General features: G+C 70.0%; 13 protein-coding genes. 6 read left to right on the forward strand and 7 right to left on the reverse strand.

Annotated elements, in window-relative coordinates; translation table 11 throughout:
* Window positions 1-51: 51 nt before the first annotated feature.
* The 3 genes from AB0B96_RS08905 to AB0B96_RS08915 are packed head-to-tail and all read right to left on the reverse strand — an operon-like array spanning window position 52 to window position 2,096.
* Complete coding sequence (locus AB0B96_RS08905) at window positions 52-813, reverse strand: SCO1664 family protein (RefSeq protein ID WP_350947681.1); 762 nt, start codon at window positions 811-813, stop codon at window positions 52-54.
* A complete protein-coding gene (locus AB0B96_RS08910) occupies window positions 810-1,385 on the reverse strand; it encodes a DUF3090 domain-containing protein (RefSeq protein ID WP_362897273.1) in 576 nt (191 codons plus the stop codon). Before AB0B96_RS08910 ends, AB0B96_RS08905 begins: the two co-directional genes overlap by 4 nt.
* Before the next feature lie 9 nt (window positions 1,386-1,394).
* Entirely contained in the window at window positions 1,395-2,096 is a 702-nt protein-coding gene (locus AB0B96_RS08915; RefSeq protein WP_362897274.1) for a histidine phosphatase family protein, read from the reverse strand.
* Window positions 2,097-2,161: 65 nt separating this feature from the next.
* On the opposite strand from AB0B96_RS08915, the gene AB0B96_RS08920 reads away from it, so the two are divergent.
* Together AB0B96_RS08920 and AB0B96_RS08925 are read left to right on the forward strand one after the other, a co-directional pair.
* On the forward strand, window positions 2,162-3,106 hold the full coding sequence (locus AB0B96_RS08920) for an aldo/keto reductase (RefSeq protein ID WP_362897275.1): 945 nt from the start codon (window positions 2,162-2,164) through the stop codon (window positions 3,104-3,106).
* 195 nt (window positions 3,107-3,301) lie between these two features.
* Window positions 3,302-4,276: a hypothetical protein gene (locus AB0B96_RS08925; RefSeq protein ID WP_362897276.1), complete on the forward strand. Its 975-nt coding sequence runs from the start codon at window positions 3,302-3,304 to the stop codon at window positions 4,274-4,276.
* A gap of 151 nt (window positions 4,277-4,427) precedes the next feature.
* On the opposite strand, the gene fabI is transcribed toward AB0B96_RS08925, so the two are convergent.
* Entirely contained in the window at window positions 4,428-5,192 is a 765-nt protein-coding gene (gene fabI / locus AB0B96_RS08930; RefSeq protein WP_350947686.1) for an enoyl-ACP reductase FabI, read from the reverse strand.
* 1 nt (window position 5,193) lies between these two features.
* The gene (locus tag AB0B96_RS08935; RefSeq protein WP_350947687.1) at window positions 5,194-5,898 is read right to left on the reverse strand and encodes a beta-ketoacyl-ACP reductase; all 705 of its coding nucleotides are present in this window, start codon (window positions 5,896-5,898) and stop codon (window positions 5,194-5,196) included.
* Window positions 5,899-5,974: 76 nt separating this feature from the next.
* Between AB0B96_RS08935 and AB0B96_RS08940 the strand changes: the two genes are divergently transcribed.
* The gene (locus tag AB0B96_RS08940) at window positions 5,975-7,474 is read left to right on the forward strand and encodes a TldD/PmbA family protein (RefSeq protein ID WP_350947688.1); all 1,500 of its coding nucleotides are present in this window, start codon (window positions 5,975-5,977) and stop codon (window positions 7,472-7,474) included.
* A gap of 62 nt (window positions 7,475-7,536) precedes the next feature.
* Entirely contained in the window at window positions 7,537-8,904 is a 1,368-nt protein-coding gene (locus AB0B96_RS08945) for a metallopeptidase TldD-related protein (RefSeq protein WP_362897277.1), read from the forward strand.
* Window positions 8,905-8,947: 43 nt separating this feature from the next.
* Here AB0B96_RS08945 and AB0B96_RS08950 read toward each other — a convergent pair whose 3' ends face one another.
* Window positions 8,948-10,072, reverse strand: coding sequence for a linear amide C-N hydrolase (locus AB0B96_RS08950; protein ID WP_362897278.1), 1,125 nt, complete (start codon window positions 10,070-10,072; stop codon window positions 8,948-8,950).
* A gap of 122 nt (window positions 10,073-10,194) precedes the next feature.
* Between AB0B96_RS08950 and AB0B96_RS08955 the strand changes: the two genes are divergently transcribed.
* On the forward strand, window positions 10,195-11,301 hold the full coding sequence (locus tag AB0B96_RS08955) for an RNA-guided endonuclease TnpB family protein (protein ID WP_362897279.1): 1,107 nt from the start codon (window positions 10,195-10,197) through the stop codon (window positions 11,299-11,301).
* Between the two features lie 163 nt (window positions 11,302-11,464).
* Here AB0B96_RS08955 and AB0B96_RS08960 read toward each other — a convergent pair whose 3' ends face one another.
* The gene (locus AB0B96_RS08960) at window positions 11,465-11,677 is read right to left on the reverse strand and encodes a dodecin (protein ID WP_350947691.1); all 213 of its coding nucleotides are present in this window, start codon (window positions 11,675-11,677) and stop codon (window positions 11,465-11,467) included.
* Window positions 11,678-11,752: 75 nt separating this feature from the next.
* Here AB0B96_RS08960 and AB0B96_RS08965 point away from each other — a divergent pair, with 75 nt between their 5' ends.
* On the forward strand, window positions 11,753-12,064 hold the full coding sequence (locus AB0B96_RS08965) for a DUF3099 domain-containing protein (RefSeq protein WP_362897280.1): 312 nt from the start codon (window positions 11,753-11,755) through the stop codon (window positions 12,062-12,064).
* The last annotated feature ends 47 nt before the right edge of the window (window positions 12,065-12,111 follow it).

A 12,111-nucleotide genomic window follows, 5' to 3' on the forward strand; every position in this document is an offset into this window, starting at 1 on the left:
CCGCCGACAGGACAAGGGCGCGGGCGTCGCCCGCGAGGGCGACAAGGCCTCTCAGATCGGCGGCCAGGGGATGGCGGGCCAGTCCTTGGAGGGCACGGGGTGCAGGCCGGTGTCGAGGAGCCTGCGGACCCGCGCCCAGGTGGCCTCGACCTCGTGAAGGGTGAGGAGCTCACGGAGGCGGCGGCCGAGGCGGCCCTGCTCCAGGTCGGCCTCAAGGCGGGTCAGGGCGTTCATCGCCTCGCGGGACAAGGGCTTGCCGCGCCACTGCCAGAGCACGGTGCGGAGCTTGTCCTCAGCGGAGAAGGAGACCCCGTGATCGACGCCGTAGACATGGCCGTCGGCGAGCGGCAGCAGGTGGCCTCCCTTCCGGTCGGCGTTGTTGACGACCGCGTCGAAGACGGCCATCCGCCGCAGGGAGGGCTGGCGGCTGCGGATCAGCACCATCAGGTCGATCTCGGGGTCGGTGTCGATCCACAGCTGACACATTCCCGGGCCGAAGGGGCCGTCGCGGTAGACGGTGGGCGGCACGATCCGCCAGCCGATCGCCGCGGAGACCTCGTAGGCGGCGACCTCGCGGGCGGCCAGGGTGCCGTCGGGAAAGTCCCAGAGGGGGCGTTCGCCCCGTACCGGCTTGTACACGCAGGCCGCCGCGAGCCCGCCGAGCCGGACCGAACAGTAGAGCGTCATGTTGGTTGCCTCGACCAGGCGGCCCGCCACATCCAGTTGGCCGTCACGGAGCAGACGCGTCGCGGTCTCGTCGTCCAGCCCCGCGGCCGGCGCCGCACTCAGCGTCGGCTCGCTCTCAGCACTCATTCGCCTCCTCCAGCAGATGAAGCGCTACTACCCCGGTAACCGTTGAGCCGCACACAGATATGCCCCTCGGCGTCGAGAGGTTGGGCGCAGAGCGGGCAGGGCGGTCGACCGGCGGCGACGAGGGCCATGGCCCGCTTGGTGAAGGCCCTCGCGGCGCCGGGACTGATGTGCACGCGCAGCACCGTGGGCTCGACGAGCGGGGACGGCTCGAACTCCTCATCCTCGGCGGTGGCCTCCTTGGCCTCGATGACCACCTGGGCGGCCTCGGAGTCCCAGGCCAGGGCCATGACACCGACGCGGAAGTCCTCGCTGATCGGCACATCGAGGGGGGCGTTGTCCGTCAACGCGGCCGGGGCGACGGAGGGGACGGCGGCACCGCCCTCACCTCGCCGCAACACCTCGTCGAGCAACTCGTCGAGACGATCGGCCAGCGCCGCGACCTGGAACTTCTCCAGCGCCACGGTGGTCAGCCTGCCCTGGCCTCGCGCCTGCAGGAAGAAGGCTCGTGAACCCGGTTGCCCCACGGCACCGGCCACGAACCTCTCGGGTGGATCGTAGTCGAAGACCGGCATAGCCTGACCCTACGTGGTTCCGGATCCGCCGCCGACTGCGGCATCGCTCCCGGTGGGATTTTCTCCCCCCTCCGCACCGTCCGAACCCTCCGGAAGGCGTAATCCGGTCACATCTCCGCCCAGGTCGTTGAGTCTGAGCACGAAGGGACGCAAGGGGGTGTAGCGAATGGCGGTGAGCGACGCCGGATCGGCGGTTATCCGCTGGAACTGGTCCAGATGGAGCCCCATGGCGTCGGCCACGATGGCCTTGATCACATCTCCGTGGCTGCAGACGAGATAGACCGCCTTCGGGCCGAGGCGCTCGTTCCACTCCCTGACGGCCGCCACGGCGCGATGCTGGACGGCGGCCAGGGACTCTCCCCCGGGGAACGTCACCGCGCTCGGGTGGGCCTGCACGACCGGCCAGAGGGGATCCTTGGCGAGCTCGGCGATCGGGCGGCCCGTCCAGTCGCCGTAGCGGCACTCACCGAAGCGCTCGTCGGTCAGCACCTCCGCCTCCCGCCGCCCCTCGGCGACCGCCTGCGCGGTCTCCTGACAGCGTTCCAGCGGGCTGGAGACGATCGCGTCGAGTTCCAGCGAGGTGAGCCGCGCGGCGAGCGCCTCCGCCTGGGCCCGTCCCGCGTCGCTGAGGTGGACATCCGGGGTCCAGCCCGCGAGGACCGGGCCGGTGAGGTGGGTAAGGCCGTGTCTGGCCAGCAACAAGGTCGTCACGCGGGCAAGTCTTGCAGTCCTCGCTCCACTACTTTTAAGTGGCCGGGCGGTAATCTGGCCGGATCATGGAGCAGCGCTATGTGGGCCGGAGCGGCTTGTCGGTGTCCCGCCTGGGACTCGGGACGATGACGTGGGGACGCGACACCGGCGCCGAGGAGGCCGCGGCGCAGCTTCGCACGTTCGCCGAGGCCGGCGGCACGCTCATCGACACCGCCGACGTCTACACGGGCGGCGACGCCGAACGGCTGCTCGGGCGGCTGCTGCGCGACTCCGTGCCGCGTTCCGAGCTGGTGCTGTCCACCAAGGCCGTGCTCACCCCGACCGGGCGCAGGCCACGCGACGCCTCCAGGAAGCACCTGGTGGCCGCGATCGACGCCTCCCTGACCCGCCTGGGCGTGAACGAGGTCGACCTGTGGCAGCTGCACGCCTTCGATCCCGACGTCCCGCTGGAGGAGACCCTGGCAGCCGTGGACGCCATCGTGTCCTCGGGGCGGGCCGCGTACGCCGGGGTGTGCGACTACGCGGGATGGCAGCTGGCGACCGCGGCCGTGGGGCAGCGGGCGGTGCCCGGCAGGGTGCCGATCGTCGCCGCCCAGGTCGAGTACTCACTTCTGGCCAGGGAGGCCGAGCGCGAGCTGATCCCCGCCGCCGAGCACGTCGGCGCGGGGGTGCTCGCCTGGTCGCCTCTCGGGCGCGGAGTCCTCACCGGGAAGTACCGTACGGGCATCCCCGCCGACTCCCGGGCCGCGACCCCGCACTTCGCCGACTTCGTCACCCCCTACCTCGACGAGCGGTGCCGGCGGGTGGTGGAGTCGGTGGCGACCGCCGCCGACGGGCTCGGCGTCTCACCGCTGTCGGTGGCCCTGTCGTGGGTACGCGACCAGCCGGGGGTGTCCTCGGCCATCGTCGGCGCCCGCACCCACGGGCAGCTGTCCGGGGTCCTCCAGGCCGAGGATCTGACGCTGCCCGTGGAGATCAGGGAGGCACTCGACGACGTGTCCGCGGACTGAGAGAAGGGCCGGGACGAGGACGGTCCGCCGCGAGAACCGAACGAGAATTCGTCTCGCGTATCACTAGTCGATACCGAATGGAAACTTTCCGCGGAAAAAGCGGGCCTCCCTACAAAACTGTCAAACAGGTGGCGGGGGCACCCGGATGTCGGTGAGACGCCATGGCCGATGTCCGCCCCGGGGTGAAGGAGACGAGTGCGAGCTGCGATGGCGGCAGGCGTTCTGGCGCTGGCGCTGGGAGGTGGGGTCCCGGCGGCCGCGATCGCGCCCGTGAGCGCCGCACGGGCGAGCGCCGTCCCGCGCGTGGACGACTGTGATCACACAGGGCCGCTCGGCCCCGTGACCGGCGGAGTCTGCCGGGTCGTGGACGGCGTCACGAAAAAGGTCGAGGGCGGTGTGGGCGACGTCGTCCACGATCTGGAAAAAGGTGTCGACGACCTCGGAAGCCGTGTTGGGGACGCCGTCTCCCCGTCCTCCCGCGGAGACTCCGGCCGGAGTGACGCCGGGACGAACTCCCCGGCACCGGCCGCCTCGGCGTCCAAGAGCCCACCGGACAGGCCGTCCACCGCGCAGGAGAAGAAGGAGCCCTCCGGTGACGCACGGACGCCCCGGCCTCAGGGCACCGACGCCTGCCGGTCCGCGGCGGCCTCCACCGGCTGCGCGGAGACGTCGGCGACCACCTCTGCCGGGGAGCCCGACCAGGACGCCTCGTCCAAGGTGTCACCGACCCCCACCCCTTCGGCGTCCCCCTCCCCGACCACTTCGGCGAGCCCTTCGCCGCACGAGGACGCCGCACCCGCGCACAAGAGCCCGGTCCCCGCGCCGACCGACCGGGCGGTCCCCAAGACGGAGACGTTCTCCCCGGATGTCGGCAGGCCCACGACCGACGTGGGTGGGCCGATGGCTCCCAGGCCGTCACCCGTGGTCGACGCCGAGGCGCCCAGGGTGGAGCTGCTGTGGCCCGCCCCGGTGATGGAGAAACTCCAGCGGCAGATGCCCGGCGAGCGGCCGGTGAAGCCCAGCCGGTCGTCCGACACCGCGAGCACCGTGCTCAGCACCGCGGTGCTCGTCGCGGCGATCCTCGCAGTCCGCCTGCTGTACAGCAGGCGGAGGTTCAGGGAGTCGATACCGTTCGAGCCCGCCCCTCCGGGACGTCAGCGGGTGGCCTAGTTCTCGGCGTCTTCGGCGCCCTCGGCGTTCCGGCCCGCGCCGCTCACCTCGTCATGCCACGACGGAGCCGGACGCGGCCGGGCAGCGGTTCCCCGCCGTCTCGACGGCGGCACCGCCCCGGCCGGTCATCGACCGCCGGGACGGAAAGCACTCAGCCTCCGATGGCGTGGACGCCGCCGTCGACGTGGACGATCTCACCGGTCGTGGCGGGGAACCAGTCGGACAGCAGGGCGACACACGCCTTGGCCGCCGGGATCGGGTCGTTGATGTCCCAGCCGATCGGGGCCTTGGCGGGCCAGCTCTCCTCGAACTCGACGAAGCCCGGGATGCTCTTGGCCGCCATGGTCCTGATCGGGCCCGCGGCGACGAGGTTGACCCGGATGCCCTGCTTGCCGAGATCGCGGGCCAGATAGCGGGAACAGGACTCAAGCCCGGCCTTGGCCACGCCCATCCAGTCGTACACCGGCCATGCCTTGGTGGCGTCGAAGTCGAGACCGACGATCGCGCCGCCCTCCTTCATGAGCGGGAGCGCGGCCACCGCGAGCGACTTGAACGAGTACGTGGAGACCTGGACCGCGGTCGCCACGTCCTCCCAGGAGGTGTTCAGGAAGTTGCCGCCCAGGGCGGTCTGCGGCGCGAAGCCGATCGCGTGCACCACCCCGTCCAGGCCGCCGAGATGCTCGCCGACCCGCTCCGCCAGGGAGTCGAGGTGCTCGGGGTTGGTGACGTCGAGCTCCAGCACCGGAGGCGGCTCCGGCAGTCGCCTCGCGATCCGCTCGACCAGGCTGAGCCGGCCGAACCCGGTAAGCACGATCTGCGCGCCCTCCTCCTGGGCCAGCTTGGCCACCGAGAAGGCGATGGAGGCGTCGGTGAGCACCCCGGTGACGAGAAGCCGTTTGCCTTCGAGAATTCCCACGTCAGTGCCCCATTCCAAGGCCGCCGTCAACGGGGATGACGGCCCCCGTGATGTAGGCGGCGTCCTCGCCGGCCAGGAACCTGACCACGCGCGCTATCTCCTCCGGGGCGGCGTAGCGGCCCAGGGGAATGTTCTTACGGATCTGCTCCTGGTACGCCTCGTCCAGCTCGGCCGTCATGTCGGTCTCCACGAAGCCGGGGGCGACCACGTTGACGGTGATGTTGCGCGAGCCCAGCTCCCTGGCGGCCGACCGGGCGAAGCCGATCATGCCGGCCTTGGAGGCGGCGTAGTTGCTCTGCCCCGCCGAGCCCAGCATGGCGACCACCGAGGAGATCAGCACGATGCGCCCGCGCTTGAGCCGCAGCATGCCGCGGGTGGCGCGCTTGGCGACCCGGTAGGAGCCGGTCAGGTTGGCGTCGATGACGTCGGTGAAGGTCTCCTCCTTCATCATCGGCAGCAGCGTGTCCCTGGTGATGCCCGCGTTGGCGACGAGCACCTCGACCGGACCGTACTCGGCCTCGACCTTCGCGAAGGCGGCGTCCACGTCGGCCGTGCTGGTCACGTCGCAGCGTACGCCGAAGAGGCCCTCGGGAGGCTGTCCGGAACGGTAGGTCACGGCGACGTCGTCGCCTGCCTGAGCGAGTTCGCGGGCGATCGCGAGGCCGATGCCGCGATTGCCGCCGGTTACGAGAACAGATCGAGCCATGGTCAGACGGTATCGGCTACCGGAGGGTAACCCTCTTGTCCGGGAAGGACAAGATCACAGGGTTAGGATCGTTGACATGCGCCAGATCGACTCCGACTTCCTCGCCCTGCCTCTGCGCCGGCTCGCGGACGCGGCCCTGCAGCGCGCCCGGGACCTGGGCGCCGAGCACGCCGACTTCCGGCTGGAGCGCGTCCGCGGGGAGACCCTGCGCCTCTCCGACGCGGCGCTGGAAGGCTCCATCGACGCCGACACCCTCGGCTACGCCGTACGGGTCGTCAAGGACGGCACCTGGGGCTTCGCCGGAGGCATCGAGCTCAGCCCCGAGGCGGCCGTCAGGGTCGCCGAGCAGGCGGTGGAGGTGGCGGTCGTCTCGGCGGCGGTCAACCGCGAGCCCGTCGAGCTGGCGCCGGAGGCGGTCCACTCCGACGTCACCTGGGTCTCCTCCTACCAGGTCGACCCGTTCGAGGTGCCGATGCGCGACAAGGCGGCGCTGCTCGCCGACTGGTCGGGCGCCCTGCTGCGAGATCCCGGGGTGGACCACGTCCAGGCGTCGCTGACACAGGTCAAGGAGCAGAAGTTCTACGCCGACACGGCCGGGACCTCCACGACGCAGCAGCGGGTGCGCGTCCATCCCCAGCTGAGGGCGACGCGGGTGCTGGACGGCCGCTTCGACTCGATGCGGACGCTCGCCCCGCCCGTCGGCCGGGGGTACGAATACCTCACCGGCACCGGCTGGGACTTCCCCAAGGAGCTGGCGCGCATCCCCGAGTTGCTGGAGGAGAAGCTTCGGGCGCCCTCCGTCGAGGCGGGACCGTACGACCTGGTGATCGACCCGTCGAACCTGTGGCTGACGATCCACGAGTCGGTCGGACACGCCACCGAGCTCGACCGCGCCCTCGGCTACGAGGCGGCGTACGCGGGGACGAGTTTCGCCACCTTCGATCAGCTCGGCACGCTGGTGTACGGCTCGCAGCTGATGAACGTGACCGGTGACCGCACCGTCGAGCACGGCCTGTCCACGATCGGCTACGACGACGAGGGGGTGGCGACCAGGGAGTTCGACATCGTCTCCGACGGCATCCTGGTCGGCTACCAGCTCGACCGGAGGATGGCGCTGCTGAAAGGGCTGGGCGCTTCCAACGGCTGTGCCTTCGCCGCCTCCCCCGGCCACACCCCGATCCAGCGGATGGCCAACGTGTCGCTGCGGCCGGCGCCCGACGGCCCCACCACCGAGGAGCTGATCTCCGGCGTCGACCGGGGCATCTACGTGGTGGGCGACAAGAGCTGGTCCATCGACATGCAGCGCTACAACTTCCAGTTCACCGGTGAGCGGTTCTATCTGATCGAGAACGGCAGGCTCGCCGGGCAGCTGCGCGACGTCGCCTACCAGGCGACGACGACCGACTTCTGGCGCTCGATGGCGGCGGTCGGCGGGCCGCAGACGTATGTGCTGGGCGGGGCGTTCAACTGCGGCAAGGGGCAGCCTGGCCAGGTCGCCCCGGTCAGCCACGGTTGCCCGTCGGCGCTCTTCCGCGGCGTACGCGTCCTCAACACCGTCCAGGAGAGTGGCAGTTGAGCACGCGCGGCGAGCGGACGGAAGACGGTGTCGGCCGTGCGGTCCGGCAGGAGAGGAGCGGAATGACTCCCCAGGAGATGATCGAGAGGGTTCTTGAGCTCTCCACGGCAGACGACAACGTCGTGATCGTGGAGGAGGGGTCGAGTGCCAACCTGCGCTTCGCGGGCAACACCCTCACCACCAACGGTGTGTCCCGTTCCTCACAGCTGACCGTGATCTCCATCGTGGGCCGCGGTGTGGGCGTGGTGTCGCGGGCGGCGGTCCGCCCCGACGGGCTCGACGAGGTCGTGGCCGCCGCCGACCACGCCGCGGAGGACGCCCGGCCGTCCGAGGACGCCCGGCCGCTGCTGGAGGGCACCCGCTCCGCCGACTGGGACGCCCCCGCCGAGCCGACCTCGATCGGGGTGTTCGGCGCCTTCGCCCCCGCCCTGGGCGAGGCCTTCGCCACGGCCGAGGCGGGCGGGCGCAGGCTGTACGGGTTCGCCGAACACACCGTCACGACGACCTTCGTGGGCACCTCGACCGGCGCCCGGCTGCGGCACACCCAGCCCACCGGCCGCCTGGAGCTCAACGCCAAGTCCTCCGACATGCGGCGCTCGGCGTGGACCGGCGTGTCCACCCGCGATTTCTCCGACGTCGACGTGGCGGCCCTGGACGCCTCGCTCGCCCAGCGCCTGGAGTGGGCGAAAAACCGCGTCGAGTTGCCCGCGGGCCGGTACGAGACGCTGCTGCCTCCGACAGCCGTCGCCGACCTGATGACCTACCTGTACTGGACGGCCGGAGCGCGCGACGCGATGGAGGGCCGTACGGTCTTCTCCAGGGCCGGTGGCGGCACCCGCGTCGGCGACGTCCTCTCCGAGTCGCCGATCCGCCTGTACAGCGACCCGTCGGCGCCGGGCGTCGAGTGCTCGCCGTTCGTGGTGGCGCACGCCTCCGGCCGGGAGAACTCGGTGTTCGACAACGGGCTGCCGCTCGCCGCCACCGACTGGATCTCCGGTGGCAGGCTGGCCAACCTGCTGCAGACCCGGCACTCGGCCGAGCTGACCGGTCTGCCGGTGACCCCGGCCGTCGACAACCTGATCATGCGGGGACCCGAGGGCGGGCGGTCTCTGGAGGAGATGATCGCCTCCACCGAGCGCGGCCTGCTGCTCACCTGCCTGTGGTACATCCGCGAGGTCGACCCGCAGACGCTGCTGCTGACCGGCCTGACCCGCGACGGCGTCTACCTGGTGGAGAACGGCGAGGTCGTGGGCGAGGTGAACAACTTCCGCTTCAACGAGAGCCCGGTGGACCTGCTCCGCCGCCTCAGCGAGATCGGCGCCTCCGAGCAGACCCTGCCGCGCGAGTGGAGCGACTACTTCAACCGCGCGATCATGCCTCCGATCCGGGTGCCCGACTTCAACATGTCGACGGTGAGCCAGGCCAGCTAGGTCCGGCTCCCCTCCCCGCACCTTCCCGTACCGGGCGGGCCGTTCAGCGCTGGACGAGCGGGACGGTGTGCACCGTGTCCCAACGCCGGCCCGCCACCACGCGGGCGGTGGCGTCGGTGAGGTCGTAGACGACCGACCAGCGGGTGTGGGCCTGGGCCACCTTCCGAAGCAGGCCCATCGCGTCGCGCCAGTCGCGGGCGGCGGGCAGTCCCTCGGCGAGCGCGCGGTAGCGGGGGTCGGCCCGGCGTTGGGCGGTGGAGGTGCCGGTCATGCCGAAGTTGGTGAGCATACGGTCGTCGATCACGTTGAGCCTGCCCCCGGCGTACTCCACGACGGCCGATCTGCCCGCCGCGTCGGCGATGAGGTAGTGGACCTGCGGCCCGATCGTGAAGTCGACGTCGTAACGGCGCATGATCGCCAACGCCTCGTCCACGGTCGCCGCCTTGTCGAGCATGATCCTGATAACGCGCACGCTGCCGACGTCGGGGCGGTCGGGAGAAGCCGGGGGCAGCCCGCCCTCGGGCGACGTGGCCATGCCGATGGCCAGGCCCTTCTCGTTCACCCCGTCGAAGGGGGCGAGCACCGCGTGGGCCATCCTGCGGCGGGCGGGCGCGGCGGACAGGTCCGGCGGGGTGGAGCCTCCGATCAGATGGAACAGGTCGACGACGGAGACCGAGGCGTAGCCGTCGGGCGGGTCGGCGTGCACGATCAGCGCCGGGTTGGGGTCCCAGTCGAAGTTTCTGCCGAACAGCGGCCGGTCGCCACCGAGGGCGAACAGCGAGCAGGCCCAGCCGTCGGCGCGTCCCGCCAGTTCCTCCTCCCCGAGGGGGGCCTCGCGGTCGTACGAGCCGTGGAAGGTCATCTCGTACAGCGGTAGATCGTCGATCCTGCGGAGGCTGTCTATCGTCCGCGCGACGTCGGTGGCGCTCTGGCGCAGCAGCGGTTCCCCTTCCGCCTCGGTCCGCGGCCCGGCACCGGTGGTGGACGGGACCGGTGGTGCGCCGGTAACGGAGGTGGTCGGCGAGACGGCCCCGGTGGCAGCGGGCACACCGCCCTCCGGGACGGCGCAGCCGGTCGGGAGGATCAGCGCGACGGCCAGCGCGGCACGTACCGCCGTTCCCGCCGGGCCGGGCGGCCTTCCCGCCCGCGCGGCCCGAGTCTCCTTCATCGAATACCTCCCGCGTGGATACTCCGGCCTCCAGGCCGGAGAGGAAACCCGGCACGATGCCGCACGGACCCGGAATCGAATACGCGTCCACTCTTAGCTGATCTTGCTTTAGAGTGTGAGACGTGGCGCAGATCGTGAAGCGGGCGTTCAAGTTCCGCTTCCACCCGACCCCTGAGCAGGCCGAAGAGCTTGCCCGGACGTTCGGCTGCGTGCGCCTGGTCTACAACAAGGCCCTCGAAGAACGCACCCGCGCCTACATGCTGGAAGGCCGTCGCGTCTCCTATGTGGAGTCGTCGGCAGCGCTCACGCTGTGGAAGAAGACCGACGACCTCGCGTTCTTGAACGAGGTGTCCTCGGTGCCGCTTCAGCAGGCATTGCGCCACCTTCAAGCGGCGTTCACGAACTTCTTCGCCAAGCGAGCGAAGTACCCGACGTTCAAGTCCCGCAAGAAGTCCCGCCTCAGCGCCGAGTACACCCGCTCGGCGTTCACCTACCGCAACGGTCAGCTCACCCTGGCGAAGATGAACGGTCCACTGAACATCGTGTGGTCGCGCCCCCTGAACGAGGAGGCGCAGCCGTCCACGGTGACGGTGTCGAAGGACGCGGCGGGCCGCTGGTTCGTCTCCATCCTGTGCCAAGACACCGTTCGACCGCTGGAGCCGACGACCAACGCGGTCGGGGTGGACGCGGGTATCACGGCACTGGCGACGCTGTCGACCGGAGAGAAGATCGTCAACCCCAAGTATGAGCGGGCCGACCGGCGCAAACTCGCCAAAGCTCAACGCAACCTCTCCCGCAAGGAGAAGGGGTCGGCGAACCGGGCCAAGGCGAAACTCGCCCTCGCCCGTGTGTACGCCCGCATCGCCGACCGTCGCCGTGATCATCTGCACAAGGTCACCACTCGTCTCGTCCGTGAGAACCAAACGGTCGTGATCGAAGACCTCACCGTGCGCAACATGGTGAAAAACCACAGCCTGGCCCGCGCCGTCTCCGACGCCTCCTGGCGCCAGATGCGCTCGATGCTGGAGTACAAAGCCGCCTGGTACGGGCGCGAACTGGTGGTCGTGGACCGGTTCTTCCCCTCGTCCAAGCTGTGTTCGGCGTGCGGCACCCTCCAGCGGTCCATGCCGCTGGGCGTCCGCGATTGGGTGTGCGCCTGCGGCGCGGTCCATGATCGGGACGTCAACGCTGCGAAGAACATCCTCGCCGCCGGGCTGGCGGAGAGGTAAAACGCCTGTGGAGCCGGTGTAAGACCTCAAAGGGGAATCCTCCTCGCGGGCAACCGGCGGCGAAACAGGAACCCTCACGGGTGACCGTGGGGAATCTCCTCCCTCCAGGGAGGAGAAGAGGTCAATCACGCAGTCTGCGTCGCTCGGCAGCCGCCGTACAGGCTCAGTCGTCCTCCAGGCGGAACCCGATCTTCATGCCGACCTGGAAGTGGGCGATCTCCCCCTCCTCGATGTGCCCCCTGATCTCGGTCACCTCGAACCAGTCGAGGTGGCGCAGGGTCCGGGAGGCCCGGCGGACCCCATTGCGTACGGCGGCCTCGATGCTCTCCCCCGAAGTGCCGACTATCTCGGTCACCCGGTACGTTCGATCTGTCATCCTCTGCTTCTTCCCGGAAAGCCATGGTTACATGACCGTTCGCACCCAGCCGATATGAGGCCTAGATTGGGAATCGTGAAGGGATGGCGCAGACGTCCGGTGGTTCATCAGGTGACGGACGCCCAACCCTCGCTGAGCGCCGACATCGGCAGGCGCGAGAGGAGTTACTTCATCAAGATGGGGATCCGGCTGATCTGCCTGGTCCTCGCCTTCACGGTGCCCGCTCCGATGCCCGTCCGGCTGCTGCTCTTCGCCGGGGCGATCTTTTTACCATACGTTGCCGTGATCGGGGCCAATGGGCCGCCGCGCGGGGTCCCGCATGCCCCTGACGTGGAAGATTCCGGACAAAACCAGATTCCACGCCACCGACGCGAGATCGGGTCGTGACTAAGTCTTGACGCACTCCAAGGGTAGTAGGTGTACGCTTTAGCCAA

Source organism: Streptosporangium sp. NPDC049046 (genome assembly GCF_040649155.1).
GTDB lineage: Bacteria > Actinomycetota > Actinomycetes > Streptosporangiales > Streptosporangiaceae > Streptosporangium.